General features: G+C 69.8%; 9 protein-coding genes. 7 read left to right on the top strand and 2 right to left on the bottom strand.

All coding sequences use genetic code 11. From position 1 onward, the window contains the following. Positions 1–273: 273 nt before the first annotated feature. The 7 genes from IM778_RS16575 (at position 274) to IM778_RS16545 (ending at position 15,726) form a co-directional block, all read left to right on the top strand. Positions 274–7,467 (top strand): DUF5979 domain-containing protein, encoded by a 7,194-nt coding sequence (locus tag IM778_RS16575; RefSeq protein ID WP_194409907.1) that lies wholly within the window; start codon positions 274–276, stop codon positions 7,465–7,467. 225 nt (positions 7,468–7,692) lie between these two features. Beyond that, a complete protein-coding gene (locus IM778_RS16570) occupies positions 7,693–8,856 on the top strand; it encodes a DUF4185 domain-containing protein (RefSeq protein ID WP_194409906.1) in 1,164 nt (387 codons plus the stop codon). Positions 8,857–9,162: 306 nt separating this feature from the next. Next, the gene (locus tag IM778_RS16565) at positions 9,163–10,500 is read left to right on the top strand and encodes an ABC transporter substrate-binding protein (protein WP_194409905.1); all 1,338 of its coding nucleotides are present in this window, start codon (positions 9,163–9,165) and stop codon (positions 10,498–10,500) included. Between the two features lie 74 nt (positions 10,501–10,574). Further along, entirely contained in the window at positions 10,575–11,570 is a 996-nt protein-coding gene (locus IM778_RS16560; protein ID WP_228484618.1) for a carbohydrate ABC transporter permease, read from the top strand. Between the two features lie 14 nt (positions 11,571–11,584). Further along, complete coding sequence (locus IM778_RS16555) at positions 11,585–12,406, top strand: carbohydrate ABC transporter permease (protein ID WP_194409904.1); 822 nt, start codon at positions 11,585–11,587, stop codon at positions 12,404–12,406. Positions 12,407–12,484: 78 nt separating this feature from the next. After that, positions 12,485–14,527, top strand: a complete 2,043-nt coding sequence (locus IM778_RS16550) for a DUF4185 domain-containing protein (protein WP_194409903.1) — start codon at positions 12,485–12,487, stop codon at positions 14,525–14,527. A 119-nt stretch (positions 14,528–14,646) separates the two neighbouring features. Further along, complete coding sequence (locus IM778_RS16545) at positions 14,647–15,726, top strand: DUF4185 domain-containing protein (RefSeq protein ID WP_194409902.1); 1,080 nt, start codon at positions 14,647–14,649, stop codon at positions 15,724–15,726. A 206-nt stretch (positions 15,727–15,932) separates the two neighbouring features. On the opposite strand, the gene IM778_RS16540 is transcribed toward IM778_RS16545, so the two are convergent. Together IM778_RS16540 and IM778_RS16535 are read right to left on the bottom strand one after the other, a co-directional pair. Next, complete coding sequence (locus IM778_RS16540; protein WP_194409901.1) at positions 15,933–17,564, bottom strand: hypothetical protein; 1,632 nt, start codon at positions 17,562–17,564, stop codon at positions 15,933–15,935. Next, on the bottom strand, positions 17,564–18,763 hold the full coding sequence (locus IM778_RS16535) for a DUF4185 domain-containing protein (protein WP_228484617.1): 1,200 nt from the start codon (positions 18,761–18,763) through the stop codon (positions 17,564–17,566). Before IM778_RS16535 ends, IM778_RS16540 begins: the two co-directional genes overlap by 1 nt. Positions 18,764–18,766: the final 3 nt, after the last annotated feature.

The following is an 18,766-nucleotide window of genomic DNA, read 5'->3' as shown; positions in this document are numbered from 1 at the left end:
CGGGCTTCGGCTCGCGCGGCCGTGGTGCTCCACGACGGTCACTGGGGTCACTGGGATCTCTGGGACATGTCCACGGGACATCCGACGTACCTGCGGTTCGCCCTGTGCAGGCCCGACCCGAGGACGCGAGCTCGTCCCCGCCAGGTCGCGGAGCACCCGACGCGCCGCGGCACCCGACTGGCGGGGCGACTCGCGGGCACGCCCCGAGTCGCGGCCCTCGGTCGATGACCCGTCAGGGGACGGGTCATGCTCCACCCGATCCAGAGGACCCGCATGTCCAGCACTTCCGTTCTTCGCCGCACCGAGCGCGACGACAGAGCCCTCCGCCGGCGCGGCATGACCATCGCGGTCGCCACCGCAATCCTGAGCCTGTTCGCCACCATCCTGGTCGCGCCGCCGGCCGCGGCGGCAGACGCCGCGCTCACCGTGCGCAAGGTCGTCGACGGCGTCGAGCAGGCCACGCATCAGCCCGGCGACGAATTCACTTACACGATCACCGTCGGCTGCGACGACTCCGACTGCGTCGACGCCCAGCTGGCCGACGAGATCCCGCCGGCGTTCGCGGGGTTCGAGATCCTCGGCGCCGGTGTTCGCCCCACGTCGCAGCCCGCGACGCTCGAGCTCGTCGGGTGTGACGCGACGGTCACCGCGGAATGCGCACTGGATGCCGTATTCCAGCAGCCGCTCGACGGCGGCGGCATCGGCATCCGTGCCGGTGACACGTACCAGGTCACGCTGACGCTCAAGGTGCCGCAGGACCTGCCGCCCACGTGGCCGTCGAACGGCGTGGCGGTGCCGAACACCGCTGCCGCGACCGCGACGACCGCCGACTCCGTGGCGGACACCGCGACCGTGACGGTCGAGATCCCGCGGGTGATCGACGTCACCGTCGGTAAGCAGTGGCAGCCGGCGTCGCAGCAGTTCCAGCCGGGCGCCGCGTCGACTATCGCGTTGTCGGTCGCGAATGCGTCGAACGTGGATGCCGCGTCCCTGAGCCTGCAGGATCCCGCTGCGGCCGACGACGCCGCTGCGGGGCTCGACGCCTCGAACCCGTTCCGCCTCGTGGACTTCACCGGCTTCGGGGCCGTCACCGCGCCCGAGGGCGCCGACCGCGTCGCCGTCGACGCGTACGTCTACAACGCCGGCTCGTGGACGTGGGTGTCCGGCGAGGCCACCGCGATCGGCGGCATCCGTCTTCCCGACGGCGTCGACCCGGGTGATGTCGGGGGACTGCGTTTCACCTTCACGAGCTCGCAGGGCGCGGCGCTCGCCGCTGCCGGCGCAGCAGGCTCGGTCGAGGTCGGCGTCGCGCAGCGCTCAGCCGACCGCAACACCGGCGACTCGCTGATCGCGGGCGCTGAGGTGACCAACCGCGTCTCGGGCACGGCGACCGCGCCCGACGCCGAGCCGGTCACCGAGACCGCCATCGCCCCGTATGCCATCGGCGGTCTCACGGTCGCGATCGAGGCCACGAAGTCCATCGCCCCCGCACGCATTCCGGCGGGCACCGCGGCGACTGCGACGATCGGCGCCCGCAACGACTCGAACGGGCCGCTCTCGACGCTGACGCTCACCGACGCGGAGTACTTCACCGACGGCGTCACGTTCGACGGATTCACGGGCCCGCTCGCGTACCCCGCCGGCGCCGCGTCCGGCGCGGTCAGCTGGACCTTCAGCGACGGCACGGTCGTCGACACGGCGTTCGGCGACGGAGAGACCCCGGGCGTGCCCGCCGCTCCCGCCGGTGCGCACCTCACCGGCTTCGCGCTCACGCTCGAGGGGTCGATCGCGCCCGGCGCGGTGTTCAACGCGTCGTACCGGATCGGAACCGCGGCCGACGTCGTCGAGTCCGAAGCCCGCAGCCCCATCCAGCTGCCGAACACGGTCGTCGTGTCGGGCGAGAACCCGGCCGGCTCGGCATCCGATTCCGCGACCGCGCCGCTCGCGGTCTACTACCCCGACATCCGCATCGCGCTCGACAAGAAGCTCTCGCCCGCCGCGCCCGTGACGGCAGGCGGCACGGTCGTGGTGCAGCTGCCCACGACGTCGACGACGGACTCCGCGTTCGTCGACCCGAGCACGATCGTGGTCGAGGACGTCTGGCGCGAGGCCGAGGCCGACGACTTCTGGAACGCGTTCACTCCGGTCGGCATCGCTCCGACCCAAGTGCTCTCGGGTTCGACGCTCACTGTCGAGGCGCTCACGCCCTCGGGCTGGCAGCAGGTGACGGTCGTCGCCCCCGCAGGTGCCACAGAGGTCTTCTCGGGCGACCTGGCAGAACTCGCGCCCGGCATCGACCCCGCAACGGTGACGGGGCTCCGCTACACCTTCTCGAATGCGGCAGGCTTCCCCGCCGGCACCACGGTGAGTCCGAACACGGTGTTCGAGGCGCGTGCCGCGCTCCGAGACGGTGGTGACCCGACGGCCACCCCCGGTGGCGACCCCGTGCGCTACGAGAACGTCGCGACGGCGCAGGCCGAGGGCATCGTGGCCGGCGGAACCCGCATCTCCAGTGATGAGGTGACGGATGCCGCACCCGCCGAGATCGTCGCATTCGACGGCGACGGCACGCTCATGGCCGACAAGACCTGGACGCCCTCCTCGCTCAGCTCGCAGTCGGGCGCCTCGGCGACCAGTCGTCTCAGCTGGGCCGTGACGGCCACCGGCTTCGAGTCGGTGACGATCGCCGACCCGAACGGCGGCGAGACGATGCCCGCCGAGACGGTCTTCCAGGCGTTCGACCTCCGCGAGATCCGGCCGTCGAACGACGCCCGATGGAAGTGGGACTCGGTGTCGAGCATCGAACTCTTCATCGGCGGATCATGGACGACCGTGCCGGCGCCGTCGGGCTCGTGGATGAACGGCGCGAGCTTCAAGGGCCACGCCCTCACTGCCGCGCAGTCGGCGGGCACCACGGGCGTGCGCATCACGGCAGTACCGAACGATGCCGCACGCGCGGCGAGCGCAGACCCGCTGCGTCCGGCTCCCGGATCGGGCGTCACCACGAGCGCCGTCGGAAGCCTCCGCGTGTTCGACCTCGTCTGGCGCCTGCGCAACGTCGTGCGCGTGGCGGACGCCGAAGGGCCATGGGTGACCGCGACCCACGGCTACAACGACGCCGACCCGGCCACGATCTGGAACACCGTGGGCGTCAGCGGCGTTCAGCACGGAGAGCCTGTCGGGCCGCACGGCGCGCGCGACGACATCACGCTGATCGACCAGCCGCCGGCGGTCGTGGTCGCGAAGTCCGCCGATCGCGACGTCGTGCCGATCCCCGTCCCCGGCGAGGTGCCGGCCGACGGCTACCCGCAGATCGTCTGGACCATCGACGCGCACAACGACTCCGCCTCGCGAGCCTCGTACCTGCGGGTGACCGACCCGATGGCGTGCACCGACGCGGCCGTCGAGGACTGCGTCTCGCCGGCGGACGGCTGGGAGGCGAACCCCTATGCGGGGGTCTCGTACGACCCGGCCACCAACCCCTTCGAGCGCATCGACCTCATCGGCATCGCGTTCGCGATCCCGGGCAACGCCGGCGTGGACTCGACGGCCTCCACCGTCACGCTCTGGAAGCGCGGGTCCGACGGCACGCTCAGCACGCAGAGTCTCAGCATCACGGCTGCGGCCGCGCTCACGGGCGCACAGCTCGCCGATGTGGTGGGCGTCAGCGTCCTCTATCAGGGGACCGGCCCCGAGACGGCGGGCGGCACGATCGCCACGGACGCGAAGCTCGGGATGACGCTCACGACGCGCCTGCGCGTCACCGAGCGCAGCACGGGCGAGAACGCGACCGAGCCCGTCGTCACGACGAACGACGCGTTCGCACAGTCGTACGACCCGGTGCTGTTCGCGACGGCGACGCCGTACGACACGGCCGGCGACGACGTCCAGCTCGTGACGGGCCTTCTCGATGTGACCGCCGCGAAGACGATCACGCCCGCGACCCTGCTCGAACGTGATCGGCACGAGCCCGTCGGCGTGCGTCTGCAGGCCACGGACGGCGAGTCCACCGTGGCGACGCAGCGGGTGACGGTGGAGGACAGCGACCCCGCGTTCTGGAGCCGCTTCCGTCTCGCGTCGCTCGACGCAGTGGAGTTCCCCGGCGGCGCGGACCGGGTTCGGGTGGACGTGCTCGTGGGCGATGAATGGATCGAGGGCGTGCCGGCGGCGACCGCGGCACTGCCCGACGCGCCGCTCGACGATGTGATCGGCATCCGTCTCGTGTTCACACGGGAGGACGGCGGTGTGTTCTCGCGCACCGCCCCGCCCGCGCACTGGACCGCGACCGCCGACCTCACCGTGCACCTGCTCGAGACGGTGCGCGGCACCGACGAGGCCATCGCGTTCCCGAGCACCGTCGAGAACGAGGTGAACACGGAGTCGGCCCGCGCGGACGGCGACGTCTACCCGGCGGCCACCGCCGACGCGGCTGACGACATCGCGCTCACGACCGGAACGGCTGCGCTCGACGTCGCCAAGACGCCCGAGAACAACGTGCACACGGTGGAAGCGGCGACCACGAACCCGTGGACGCTCGAGTTCACGAACGCCGGCACCGGCTACCTCACGGTGGAGCACGTGATCGACACGCTGCCGACCTCGCTCGAGCCCGACTTCGCCGAGGAGCCGGCCTTCGAGACATCGGACGGAGGCCTGCTGTCGACCGATGTCGCGTACGAGTACGACGCGGCGACCCACCGGATCGCGTTCACGTGGCCGGAGGGCGGCCGCCGCATGGCGCCCGGTGAGACGTTCACGATCACGCTCGGCATCGTGCTCAAGCCCGGCCTCACGCAGGGGGAGCGCGCGACCAACCAGTTCGTCGTGACGACCGCTCAGGAGCTGTCGTCGTGCGCCAACACGTCGGGCAACGGCCAGGGAATCCTGGCCGGAGCGGGCGTGAACGAGTGCGGCACGACCAACTTCGTCGAGCCGATCCCGGGCGCCTCGCTGGCGACGTTCAAGGGGGTCAGGGGTGAGATCGACGGCGACGTCGTCGACGGCGCTGTCAACACGGTGCGTCCCGACGGTCCGTGCCTCACCGACGCCGAGGGCTACTACCGCACGCCGTGTGCGGCCAACACCGTCGTGGGCGCCACGGACGCGTGGAAGCTCGAGGCCGTCAACAGCGGCACCTCGTCGTACCGTTCGATGACGCTTGTCGAGCCGCTCCCGACCCCGGGCGACCGCATGCTCGCCACCGGCGGCTCGCGCGGGTCGACCTACCGTCCCGTGTTCGACGGTGCGGCCGGGCTCGACATCGCCGTGCCCGCGGGCACGACCGTGCGCTGGCAGGTCACCACCGGAGCCGACGTATGCGTCGGCTCGGGCAGCAGCACGACGTGGCCCGCCGACCCGACGTGCGACGCCGACTCCTGGACCGACAGCGACGCGTTCAGCGGCGACTGGACGACGGTGACGGGCCTGCGCGTGCTGGTCGACTTCACGACGTCCACGGCCGGCTCGCTCGCGCCCGGCGGGGCGGTGACCGTTCGGTATCAGACGATCAACGCGCCCGCGACGGCCGACGATCCGGACCTGGCGCCGATCGAGGTGCCGGTGACCGAGCAGTTCGCGTGGAACCAGTTCGGCGCGCAGGCCGTCCTCTCCGACGGGGGCACGTTGCGGCGCGCACCGGTGAAGGCCGGCGTCACGCTGGTCAGCGGTCCCATCGAGGTGCAGAAGCAGGTGAGCGGCCCGGCCGCGCGCTACGCGGCCGACGCCTTCGTCGCCGACGTCGCGTGCACGGTCGCCGGAGCGACGCTCGACCTCGGGCCGGCGGCATCCGTCACCCTCGACGCCGGCAGCGGGTACGCCGCGCGCATCGACGGCATCCCGCTGGGCGCGGAGTGCTCGGTGGCGGAGCAGGGCCCGGCCGGCCGCTTCGGCGAGACGAGCCGTACCGTGGTCAACCCTGTGCTGCCCGTGACGCAGATCGGCGGCGACGAGGTTCCCGCCGCGCAGGTCGCGACGCTGGGCAACGTGTACGAGTTCGGCGGACTGAGCATCGCCAAGCACGTCGACACGCTCGCGGACGTCGGGTCCTTCGGTCCCTTCGCGTTCGCGCTGTCGTGCACGACGTCGATCGGCGATGAGGTCGAGCTCGCGGCATCCGATCGCTCGTTCTCGCTCGCAGAGGGTGAGACCCACGCGGTGACGGCGGGCACGATCCCCGTCGGATCGACGTGCGAGGTGCGCGAGACGGATGCCGACGACGCCGACGCGACGACGTTCAGCGGTGAGGGCGTGACCGATGCCGGCGACGGCTCTGCGACGGTCGCGGTGGGAGCCGCCGCCGAGGTCGTCGCCACGAACCGCTACGAGGCGGGCACCCTCTCGGTGCTCAAGACCGTGGTGGGCGACGGTGCGGCGGAGTACGGCGACGGCCCGTTCAGCGCGGCGGTGTCGTGCACCTACGACGGTGACGTGATCTACACCGAGCCGGACCTCGCCATCGTGCCCGACGAGCCCTCGCTCGTGCCCGCGCAGTTCCCCGCCGGGACGGTGTGCGAGGTGGCCGAGGTGCTCACCGGAGGTGCGACGGAGACTGAGAACCCGCCCGCGGTCGTCATCGTCGGCCCCGAGGAAGGTCAGCCCCTCGGCGCCGTGACGGCGCTCGTGACGAACGACTTCCGCATCGGGGGTCTCGTCATCGAGAAGGAGCGCATCGGCGACGGCGTCCAGGAGTTCGGTGCCGGTCCGTTCGAGGCGCAGGCGGTCTGCACGTGGGTCAAGGACGACGCGACGCTCACCGTTCCGCTCGCGGGCGGCGGCATCGTGACCCTCTCGGAGGAGAACGGCTACCGGGCCCGCATCGACGGGATCGTCGTGGGCGCCGAGTGCGCGGTGACCGAGACCGATCAGGGTCTCGCGACCGCGGTCACGATGTCTCCCGAGGACGGCGTCGTCACGGTGCCCGACCCCGAGATGACCGAGGATGTCGCGACCGTCGTGATCACGAACCGGTTCGACGTCGGCCAGCTCGAGATCGAGAAGACGGCGGACCGTACGGCGGCGCTCGTCGGCGAGACCGTCCGCTACACCATCACGGTGCGCAACTCCGGGCAGATCGACGCGTCCGACCTGACCGTCACCGACTCCCTCCCGCAGGGCGCCGCGTTCGTCGCGGCGAACCCGGAGGCTCGCGTGGACGGCGGCACCGTGGTCTGGCAGGTTGCGGATCTGGCCGTGGGCGAAGCGGCCACGATGACGGTCGACGTGCGGTTCGACCGCGCGGGCGAGACCGTGAACCGTGCCACCGTCACGAACCCCGTGGGCCCGTGGCGATCGGTCGACGGTGGAGACTCGTGCCCCGACGACGACACGGCCGCGTGTGCCCGGGTGGTCGTCACCGAACCGCTCGCGACCACGGGAGGAGCCGGCTGGCTCGTGCCCGGCGGTCTCGCCGCCATGCTGCTCGCGCTGGGCGCCGCACTGCTCGCGGTGCGCCGCCGGCACCGCGCGTGAGGCGGTGGTGAGGCGGCCCTGGTTGCCGCCTCACCACCATCGCCCAGCCGTCCGCCGCGGCTGAGCTCCAGGGGCCGCCCGGCTCACGGCAGGGCACCCACCGCCCTCGTCCGGCGTGTCCGCGGCTGGGGCCTCTGACGGCGTCCCGGCCCGGCGCGGACATGAAATCGATTTCGTATTCGACCCTCTCCGACGTATCGTGGCAACCGACGATCGAGGAGGATCATGTCCGTATCGCGCTCCCGCGCCCGTGCCGCGGCGGTCGCGGCATCCGCTTCTCTCACCGTGCTGCTCGCGGCATGCTCCGGATCGCCGGCGACCCCCGTGGTCGACGTCGACGCCGGGACTGACACGCCGTTCGTGCTGGCGGACGTGTCGAACGTCACCCAGATCGCGCAGCTGACCGGACCCGACGGCATGAACGACACCGAGAAGGCCGCGGTCGCCGGCACCGACCTCGGGTCGATGACGAACCTCGGAGACCGCACGTACTTCTTCTTCGGCGACACGTTCGGCGAACGGGACCCCGAGGCGATCGGCGGTCAGGGCGGCATCTGGCGCTCCAACGTCTCGGCCTGGACGACCGACGTCGATCCGTCCGACGGCATCACGTTCGATGGCTGGGCGCCGGCCGACGACATCGGGTGGGCCGAGGCGCTCGTCGAGGGCGAGCACGACCCGAACGACGGCGAGGGCGAGGTCACGAAGATCCCCACCCACGGCTTCGCGATCGGCGACACGCTCTACATCTCGTACATGTCGGTGGCGTACTGGGGTGAACCCGGGGCGTGGGACGCGAACTATGCAGGGCTTGCGAAGTCCATCGACCAGGGCGAGACCTGGACCGTGCTGGATGCCCCGCGCTGGCCGGGGGATTCGAACTTCATCCAGGTGGCGCCGGTGATCGTCTCGGACGGCGGCGACGAGTACGTGTACTTCTGGACCATCCCGTCCGGTCGCTTCGGCGGCGTTGCGCTCATGCGCGTGCCGGCGACCGTGGCGGCGGTGGAGGACCTCGCCGCCTACTCGTACTTCGCCGGCACGGGTGGAGACGGCGCCCCGGTCTGGTCGTCCGACATGACGGATGCCGAGCTCGTCGTCGACGGGACGATCGGCGAGCTGTCGGTCATGTTCTCGGAGTACCTCGACCGCTGGCTCATGACCTACTCGGACGACGGGAACGCCTACCTCCGCGAGGGGATCACGCCGTGGGGACCGTGGAACGACCCCGTCCTGCTGGCTTCCCGCTCGGACTACCCAGGGCTGTACTCGCCGTACCTGAATCCGCGATACGTCACCGAGGGCGGACGCCGCATCCACTTCTCGCTGTCACTGTGGGGCCCCTACAACGTGTTCTGGTTCTCGGCCGATCTCGAGAAGGCGTCGTGACGACGGATGCCGGGCCCCGTTGTGAAATCGATACAGACCGGCCCGCGCGGGCTCGGAGCATCGAGCGACGCCGTTCGGCGGGCATTTCCGGCCGTTTCGCTCGCCGATGTTGCTCTCCACGACCCAGACAGGACTACGAGGCGACTCGCCGCCCATTGCACTTGAAATCGATTTCGCCTACTCTGACCCGAGACGAGATCACCGGCGATCCACCGAGGCCGCCGATCGCTCGATACGTCAGACCGGGCTTCCTTGACCGGCCACAGCTCCGACTCACCGAAGAGTCGTGTTCCTGAGGAGGGACGAATGCACAAGAGAAACAGCAGGCTCATGCTCGCCGCCGTCGCGGCGGCGGCCGCGGGCACGCTCCTGGCGGGCTGCGCCGGCGGAGGTGGCGCACCGACCACCGAGGACGGCAAGACCAAGGTCATCTTCTGGCAGCAGCAGTTCGAGGACTACCAGCAGGCGTGGTTCAAGGAGCAGGTCAAGGAGTTCAACGCGCAGAGCGACGATGTCGAGGTGGAGCACCTCGTCGTGCCGGCCGACACGTGGGACCAGAAGCTGAAGGCCGCCCAGGCCGCCGGCAAGGCACCCGACGTCAAGACCACGAACTACGGCAACATCAAGCCGATGCAGGCGAACGGGCAGCTCGCCGACCTCACCCAATTGATGGATGCGTCGGCGTTCGAGGACATCGCCGAGAACATCGAGCCCTTCGTCACGGTCGACGACGGGATCTACGCGTACCCGCTCCTGGTGGAGCCGTCGACGGTGCTGTTCTATCGCGCCGACCTGTTCGAGGCGGCCGGCATCGACGCGCCCGCGACCAGCTGGGACGAGCTCATCGAAGACGCCCGCACCCTCACGGGCGACGGCGTGCTCGGAATGAACATCGCTCAGACCGCCCCCGACCTGGGCTGGTCGAGCTGGGGACTGCAGTACAACGTCGCCGGCGACCTCCCGCTCCGCGGAGACTGGTCCGAGGCATCCGCCGACGACCCCGCGTACGAGGACCTCGCCGCGTTCTACCAGACGCTCTACCAGGAGAAGCTCATGCCGCAGGAGGCGACGTACCCGTACGCCGACTGCTCGTTCTTCGGCGAGGGCAAGGTCGCGATGAGCGCGTGCGGCTCGTGGGCCCTCGGCCAGCTCTCGGCCAACCCCGACTGGGCACAGGTGTGGGAGAACACCCGCGTGGCGCCCTTCCCGTCGCACAACGGCGACGCCACGCTGCCCACCTCGACGCTGGGCGGCTGGACGCTGACGGTCGACTCCAAGTCCAAGGCGCAGGAAGGCGCGGCCGAGTTCGTGCAGTGGCTGCTCGCCGACGACACCGACCGCCTGGTGGACTTCTTCACCGCCACCGGCTTCTCGAAGTACCCGGCTCGTGTCTCGGTGACCGAGGCCCTCGCGGCGACGGACGAGGCGAGCGCGAACCCGTTCCTCGCCACGATCACCGAGCAGATCGTGCCCTACGCCAAGGCCGAGCCCGCCTACCCGTGGGACGTCAGCCTCGCGTTCTCGACCGCGATCGAGAAGGCGATGAAGGGCGGTGACATCCCCGCGGCCATGCAGGAGGCGCAGGTCGAGATCGAAGACATCATCCAGAAGCAGAAGCTGGCAGGAACCGGGTCGGGAAGCTGACACCGGACGGTGGGGCGGATGCCGCGGCATCCGCCCCACCCGCCTGAACCCGACACGAGTCGAAGGAGACCGCCATGACGATGTCGCCGCAGACGACGACGCACATGGGCACCGCTGCGAGCGTCGCGCTGCAGCCCGAGCCGCCCGTCAAGGGCCGCCGCCGCCGCAAGACGCAAGAGCGGATCAGCAAGCACCTGATGGCCAACAGGACGGCGTATCTGATGATCGCGCCGATGGTGATCCTGCTGGGCATCTTCGTGTGGTGGCCGCTGGCGTACTCCTTCTACCTGTCGACGTTCGAGATCAGCTTCTACGAGGATCCGGTGTTCGTCGGCCTGCAGTTCTACCAGTACGTGCTGGAGGACCCGCAGTTCTGGCGGTCGATCGGCATCGGCGCCATGTACGTCGTGTACACGGTGCCGGCGATCATGATCATCGCGTTCCTCATGGCGAGCTTCATCCGCACGTGCGGCATCAAGCTCGCCGGGCTGCTCAAGACGACGGTCTACGTTCCGACGGTGGTCTCGGCCGTGGTCGCCTCGATCATCTTCGTCTTCATGTACCGCGCCGACGGAGGCATCATCAACTGGCTCCTGAGCTTCGTCGGCCTCGGGCCGTACGCCTTCCTGTCGGATCCCGACCTCGCGCTGCCGGCGATCTCGGTGCCGGGCATCTGGCTCGCCTTCGGGATCACGACGCTCATCATGCTCGCGGGCATGTACGACATCCCGCAGAGCTACTACGAGGCCGCCCAGCTCGAGGGCGCCAACTACCTCCAGCGCACCTGGTTCATCACCATCCCGCTCATGAGGAACGTGCTGCTGTACCTGCTCGTGACGGCCACGATCGCCGGGATGCAGCAGTTCGAGCTCCCCCTCATCATGACCGGCGGCGGGCCGACCAACGCCACGATGACCCCGAATCTCTTCATCTTCAACACGTTCAAGGACCCCACGCCCTACGCGACCAGCTTCTCGCTCACTGCCGCACTCATCCTGTTCTTCGTGCTGGGCACGATCAGCGTGATCATCTTCCGGCTGATCCGCTCCGACAAGGCGATCGACGCGTAGGGACCCCGACACCCATGAAGACTTCCATCCGGCGCCGTGTCGCCACCGTCGTCCTCGCCACCCTCATCGTGGTCAGCACCATGCTGCCGCTTGCCTGGATGGTGATCTCGGGATTCAAGGGCAAGAGCGAGGTCGTGCGGACCCCGTTCCAGTTCTTCCCGGACATGTGGATCTGGCAGAACTACCTCGACATCCTCAGCGACCCGGCCTTCGTGCAGGCCATGGTGCTCACCTTCATCGGCGCGGTCATCTTCACGCTGCTGAGCCTCACCGTCAACTCGTTCGCCGCTTACGCGTTCGCACGCCTGGACTTCAAGCTCAAGCGGTTCTGGTGGATCTACTGCATCACCCCGATGTTCATCCCCGGAATGGCCATCCTGCTGACGTCGTTCGTCGTGGTCTCGAATCTGGGGATGCTGAACACCCTCGCGGTCCTGATCATCCCGGGCGTCGCGGCCGCGGCGCAGATGTTCTTCATCCGCCAGTTCTACCTGAACACGCCGATCGCGCTCGAAGAGGCGGCGCTCATCGACGGCGCGAGCCGGTGGCGGATCTTCTGGTCGATCTTCCTCCCGCAGTCGCAGGGCGTGTTCGTGGTGGTCGGGGTGGGCTCCTACCTCGCGTACTGGAACGCGTACGTGTGGCCGATCCTGACGATCCAGGATCCGGGGCTCCAGCAGATCATGCAGTACCTCGCCGGCTTCCGCTCCGAGCGGGGGAACGAGTGGGGTCTGCTCATGGCCGGGTCGACCCTCGCTGCCCTGCCCACGATCGTGCTGGTGCTCATCTTCCAGCGGTACATCGTGAACGGTGTGCGACTGGCGGGCATGAAGTAGCGGCTCGCCCCCGCGAATGCGGCGCACCGGCGAAGACCTCCGCCACACCGACGTGGCGGATGACAGGAAGGCGCGAACATGCGACGACTACGAAGGAACACCGCCGCGCTCGCGGCGATCGGCGCGCTGGCCATCGGCGCGGTCGCACCGCTGGGTGCTGCCGCCGCGGCCCCGGCACCCGTGGTGAAGGCCGCGCTGCCGCTGCCCGCCGACCATTCGCCGGCGGTGCTCGTCAGCAAGATGACCGGACCCAAGTCCGTCAGTGCGACCGACACCCGCTGGCGGGTCACGGGCACCGATCTCGGCATCATGTGGGACAACGGCCACGGCGAGATCCTGACCGCGCTCGGCGACACCTTCGGCGACTGGGGCGGGCCGGGTGGCGGAGGCGGCGACTGGCGTTCCAACGTGCTGCTGCGCAGCACAGACACCGACCTGTCGGACGGCATGACGTTCGACTCCGCGGTGGAGGACGTGCCCGGCCACGCCGGTGAGATCATCCCGTCGCTCAAGATCAACGGCGAGGAGATCACCACGATCCCGACCGCGGGCATCGCAGTGGGAGAACGGCAGTATCTCGCGTTCATGTCGGTGCGCCAGTGGGGTCCGCCCGGGGAATGGGACACCAACTTCAGCCGCATCGCGTACTCCGACGACAACGGCGAGACCTGGAACTCGACGGACGGCCCGCAGTGGACGAACACCGCCGACGGACAGCATCCGTTCCAGATGGTCGCCTTCGAGCGCCACGACGGCTACGTGTACATGTTCGGCACCCCCAACGGCCGGCTCGGAGCGGCGCACGTCGCCCGCGTGCCCGAGGCGCAGCTGCTCGACAAGTCGGCGTACTCGTACTGGAACGGCTCGTCGTGGGTCATCGGCGACGACACCGCGGCCGCACCGATCGTGCCGCCGAATGTCGCCGAGCTGTCGGTGCAGTACAGCGAGCACACCGGCGGGTGGCTCATGACCTACCTCGACGAGAACCTCGACATCGTGCTGCGGACCGCGCCGTCGCCGGAGGGACCGTGGAGCGAACGGCAGCGGCTCGCGAGCTTCGCGGACTACCCCGGGCTGTACGGCGGATACATCCACCCGTGGTCGGACGGCGGCGACCTCTACTTCGCGCTGTCGCAGTGGGATCCGTACAACGTCTACTTGATGCGCGCCGAGATCGATGAGAACGGCGCAGTGGTGAACCCGAACCTCATCCAGAACGGCGGCTTCGAGCGTGCGGCAGACGGCACGATGCCGGCACCGTGGGCCTGCACCGGCAACTGCGGGATCGACACCAATCACGCGTGGGCCCACGGTGGGTCGAAGCAGGGCTGGATGCGCTCCAACGCCGGCTGGATCGACATCCACCAGGACGTCGCGGTCGAGCCGAACACCACTTACACCCTCACCGGTTTCGTCGTCACCGGCGGGACCCCGGCGGCCGGCTCGATCGGCGTGCGCGAACTGGGTGCCGGCGCGGCGACCATCGCCGAGGCATCCTTCGAGGCGGTCGGTGCCTACACCCGCTACTCGGTGACCTTCCACAGCGGCAACCGCACCGCGGTGCAGGCCTTCGTCGGCAGCCATCTCAACGGCGACCGCTGGGTGCAGATCGACGACCTGTCGCTCGTCAAGGCGAAGGAGCAGCTGCCGGGCCTCACGGTGTCGGTCACGTCCGATCCGGCGCTGGGCACCGACGTCGTGCGCGACGACGTGGTGACCTACACGGTGACCGCCGCGACCGACAGCGCCGGCCCCGAGGCCGTGGAGCTCGCGGTCGATCTCGCAGGGCTCGTCGACGACGCGACGCTGAATCCCGCATCGGTCAGCGCGTCGATCGGCGCCGCCGTCCTCGACGGCTCGACGCTGCGGTGGGCTGACGCGATCCCGGCGGGCGAGACGCTCACGATCACGTTCGCCGCGACGGTGCGGCGCGACGCATACCGTGCGGACTCGCAGCTGGTCGTGACGACGGATGCCTCGGCCGAACGTGCGATCCTCACCTCGTGCGAGGGCTGCGCGCACACCTTGACGGCGGTGCACTACGACCCGCGGCCCCCGCGCCCCGAGTTCCCCGACAAGCCCGGGAAGCCCGAGAAGCCCGGCAAGCCCGACAAACCCTGAGGGGACGCGACCCCGCCGGCCGGCTCGCCCGGAGCCGGCCGGCGGAGTCTCACCCCCTCACCCCGGCTCGGCGGGCATCCTGCTCGTCGCGCTCCGAGCGATACGAGAGGAAGAAGTCGATGGAGACCACGCCCCGTGTGAGTCGCAGGACCCTGCTGCAGGGAGGCGTCGCACTCGGCGCCGCCCTCGTGGCGTCGACGGCCGTCCCGGCGGCCGCCGCCCAGCTGTCGGTATCGAGGATCAAGGTCCTCGCCGGCACCCAGAGCCCTGTCCAGTACGGGATCGGCGCGACCGACCTCGGCATCCCCGTGCGCACGCCGGACGGCCGGATGCTCTTCATGTTCGGTGACACGTGGGCCGACACCGTCGGCGGAACGAACTGGCGCTCGCCGGTCGCCCTCTACTCATCGACGACGAACCTGCCCGCGGGCATCACCTTCAACGGGTGCGCCGGTGCGGGCGGCAACACGCAGGGCACCGCACCGCAGCTGTGGTACTACCCGCACGACTGGTACTTCACGACGGTCATCCCGTCGGACGTCATCACCATCGGCTCCCGTATGTACCTGCACGCGATCGTCAACGGCCCGCACTTCGGCGCGGTGCGCTGGACGGAGCTGTGGAAGTCCGACGACAACGGCGCGACGTGGCAGCACACCGGGCTGCAGTTCCCCGCCGACATGGCCGGCGGCAGGTTTCAGTGCATCACGTGGGGTGAAGGGAACGACGGCTACGTGTACATCTACGGCACCGGCTTCCAGCGCGACAAGGGCATCGTGCTCTACCGCGTGCCCTCCAACAACATGACCTCGCTCTCGGCGTACCAGGCGTGGGGCTGGGACGGCTCGTGGGGTTGGGGCAAGCCGGTCACCGAGGTGCTGCCGGGCTCGTTCGGCGAGATGTGCCTGCGTCCGCTCGGAGGCAAATGGATCCTCGTGTGGTTCAACGCGGCGGCGTACCGGATCGACGCGATGGTGCTGAACACGCCGACCGACAACCTCTACACCGCGACCAAGACGACCCTGCTGAGCGGCACTGAGTGGGGGATGGAGGATGCGTCGCACGTGGCCCAGCTGTACGGCGGCTACATCATCCCGGGATCGACCCTCTCGGATCTTCACCTGAGCGTGAGCCAGTGGAAGACGGCCGACAACAGCGTGTACCACTCGGAGCAGTTCCGTATCCAGGGCCTCGTCTGACGAGCCGCCCGCACCGCACTGGCGGGCGCGGTGCGGGCGCGGTGCGGGCGCGGCAGCTTCTGACGTTCGCGCCGTCGCAAGACGTAGCGAGCGTCGGAACGTGCCGCGCATGGTCACCGCGCACTGCCGCGGCTGCAGATGCTGCAGCGTGCGCAAGCGACTGCAGCGCACGGGAAGCGCGTCCACGGCCGACTCCACACGCACATTCATCCGTGCTCCTCCCCAGAGATCAGCCACACCTCGAGCTCGGCGATCGACGTGTACCGCAGGTGGCCGCCCGGCGTGCCGATGATCCGGACGCCGTCGGCGCACACCTCGGCGAAGTCGAGCGCGTATTCGTCCTCTTCGAGCGCCGTGAAGTCGTTGCGATAGGGCGGGGCGACGGATGCCTCGACCGCCCGCCACTCTCCGTCCACGCGCACCTCGAGCCGCGGCCCGTCGGCGAACCACCCGCCCAGCGAATCCTGCGGGCCCGGCACATACACGACATGGTCGAAGCGGCGCGGCGACGGCCACTGGTAGCCCCACATGTCGTCGCCGGCGCCCGGACCGCGCGAAGAGTCCTCGGCGAGGTCGCGGCGGCCGTCGTTGAGCACCGACGTCTGTCCGTCGGCCACGCGCGAGACGAACGGCCACGTGTCGGGCGATAGCGCGAGGTTGCCGTCGGAGTCGGGAGCGACGGCATCCGTCCCCGGATCGAAGCGCACGCGACGCAGGCCGAAGGTGTACGCGCGGCCGCCGCGCGATGCGGCGCCGAAGAACCAGTTGCTCTGCAGCCACAGGTCGCGCCCGTCGGGGGAGAGGAACTTCGACGGCATCGTCGGCGCGTACCCGCCGTGCTTCGCGAGCGGCGAACGGGGGCCCTGCCACGGGAACATCCCGTAGTCGGCCGAATGCAGGTGCCGCCAGGGTCCCCACGGTGCGGGCGCCTCGAAGAACTCGTGGGTGTACTCGCTCCAGGACGAATAGAGGTAGCGTCCGAGTCCCGGGTTCCACACGATCCCTCCCTGGGCGATCGTGGTGAAGCCCGAGCGGCTGCCGTCGGGTGCGGGTTCGGGGTACATCACCCGCTCGTCGACGAGCACGGGCCGCTTGTCTCCGATGTCACGGCTCCAGCGAGGCATCCCGTCGTCGTCGCGCCCCGCGAAGAACTCCCACGCGGAGCGTCGCTGGACGGATGCCGCGGCCACCCGCGCGAGGAACAGCTCGGTCGGATCGGGCACGATGCGGGTGAACGACGTGCGCCAGTTGCCGTCGATGCCGTACGCGTAGACCCACGGACTGCCGCCGTTCGACTGACCGAGATCGAGGAACATCACGGTCGTGAACACGTGATCGGTGAACAGGGGTGCACCGGGCCACGTCCAGGTGCGACCGTAGTCCGACGAGCGTACGACGGTCGCCGTCGGCGCCTCGTCGAACACGCCCGGCTCGTCGCCGCACCGCAGATCCTGCACGGCGAGATACAGCTCGTCGCATCCGTCGCCGTCGCCGTCCACCGCCACCATGCCCGTCGGCTTGCGATTGAACCGGGGCGCACCCCACACCGGTGCGACCGCGTCTCCGGCGGCGAGGGGTGTGCCGGTCAGCCCCGTCTCGGGCGTACCGTCTATCCGCCCCACGAGGATGTCGTGCCACCCGTGCCTCGCGAACCCGGTGCCGTCACCCGCCGCGGTGTACAGTGCACCGTCGTCGGCCCACGCCGACGGCCACAGGTCACCGTCGCCGTCGGCCCACACCGTGTCGGCCTGATCGACATGTGCGACGCGCAGGCGCAGGGGCGTGGCATCCGAGTTCACCGGAACACCGTCGATGAGAGGAAACCGGGATGCCTCCATCAGCCCTCCTGCGACAGGTGCAGGGATCGCAACCCGAACCAGTACGACGACATGCCGGCGGGTGCACAGGGGCACACGTTCGACTGCACCCACATCGAGAGGTTGTCGTCCGAGACGAACTTCGACGGGATCGTGGTGCCGTAGCCGCCGTAGCGATCGTCCGTCCACGGGTACGGGCCGAAGTCCTCCGACAGGAACAGCGTCCACGGTCCCCACGGCGCGGGCGCCTCGTAGAACTCGAACGTCAGCTCGGTCCACGACGCGTACACGTACCGGTCGAGCTTCGGCAGGTACGTCACTCCGCCCTGCGAGATGACAGTGAGGTTCTGCGCACCGACGGTCTGCCCGTCCTCGGCGTCGCCATCACCCGGGTGCTGGACCCGCTCGTCGATCAGCACGGGGCGCTTGGCTGCGATGTCGTCGGTCCAGGTCGGCTCGGCGTCACCCGGCTCGCCCGCGTAGAACCGCCAGGTCGAGGCATCCTGAACCGACTCCACCGGAACCCGGGCGAGGAACAGCTCGGTGGGATCGGCGACCGAATCGTCGAACGAGTCCCGCCAGTTGCCGTCGAGACCGTACGCGTAGGCGTATGCCGGGTCGGGGGCATGTTCGGCGTCCCGGCCGTAGTCGGCGAACCACACGGTCGTGAAGACGCCGTCGTCGAACATCGGGGCGCTCGCCTCCCATGTCCAGGTCTTGCCGTGGTCGTCGCTGCGCGCGATCGTCGCGGCCGGCGCCTCGTTGAAGTCGAGCTTGAGGTCCTGCACCGCGAGATAGATCGTGCCGGCGACGCACAGCATTCCGGTCGGCTTGCGGGTGAAGCCCTCGCCCCACCACACCTGGCCGACGCCGTCGCCGCCCGCGAGGAACTCGCCCTCGAGTCCGTTCGCGTCGGTCGGCGACCCGGTGATGCGGTTGACAGCGATGTCGAAGAACTCGTTGCCGAACCCTGCGCCGTCGCCGTTCGCGGCATAGAGCGCGTCGTCGTCCGACCAGCAGCTCGGCCACAGGTCGCCGTCCGAGACGCCCACCACCGTCACCGCGTCGCCGACGCTCGCGCGCAGCGATGCTCCCGGCAGCGCGTCGCCGAAGGCCACGTCCGGATCGGGCGAGCTCTGCGCGCACGCGGAGAGGACGAGAACGGATGCCGCGACCGCTGCGGTCCCGAAGTGCGTCCGACTCGAGCGGAGTGCGGGCACCAC

Origin of the sequence: Microbacterium cremeum (genome assembly GCF_015277855.1) — a bacterium.
In the GTDB taxonomy this organism is placed as follows: Bacteria; Actinomycetota; Actinomycetes; order Actinomycetales; family Microbacteriaceae; genus Microbacterium; species Microbacterium cremeum.
Note: the sequence above shows the minus strand (reverse complement) of the source record. Positions and strands in the feature narration are given on the sequence as shown.

Bases quoted from the DNA above. Each gene is read 5' to 3' on its own strand.
- IM778_RS16575 (WP_194409907.1), top strand. From the start codon at position 274: ATGTCCAGCACTTCCGTTCTTCGCCGCACCGAGCGCGACGACAGAGCC.
- IM778_RS16570 (WP_194409906.1), top strand. From the start codon at position 7,693: ATGTCCGTATCGCGCTCCCGCGCCCGTGCCGCGGCGGTCGCGGCATCC.
- IM778_RS16565 (WP_194409905.1), top strand. From the start codon at position 9,163: ATGCACAAGAGAAACAGCAGGCTCATGCTCGCCGCCGTCGCGGCGGCG.
- IM778_RS16560 (WP_228484618.1), top strand. From the start codon at position 10,575: ATGACGATGTCGCCGCAGACGACGACGCACATGGGCACCGCTGCGAGC.
- IM778_RS16555 (WP_194409904.1), top strand. From the start codon at position 11,585: ATGAAGACTTCCATCCGGCGCCGTGTCGCCACCGTCGTCCTCGCCACC.
- IM778_RS16550 (WP_194409903.1), top strand. From the start codon at position 12,485: ATGCGACGACTACGAAGGAACACCGCCGCGCTCGCGGCGATCGGCGCG.
- IM778_RS16545 (WP_194409902.1), top strand. From the start codon at position 14,647: ATGGAGACCACGCCCCGTGTGAGTCGCAGGACCCTGCTGCAGGGAGGC.
- IM778_RS16540 (WP_194409901.1), bottom strand. From the start codon at position 17,564: ATGGAGGCATCCCGGTTTCCTCTCATCGACGGTGTTCCGGTGAACTCG.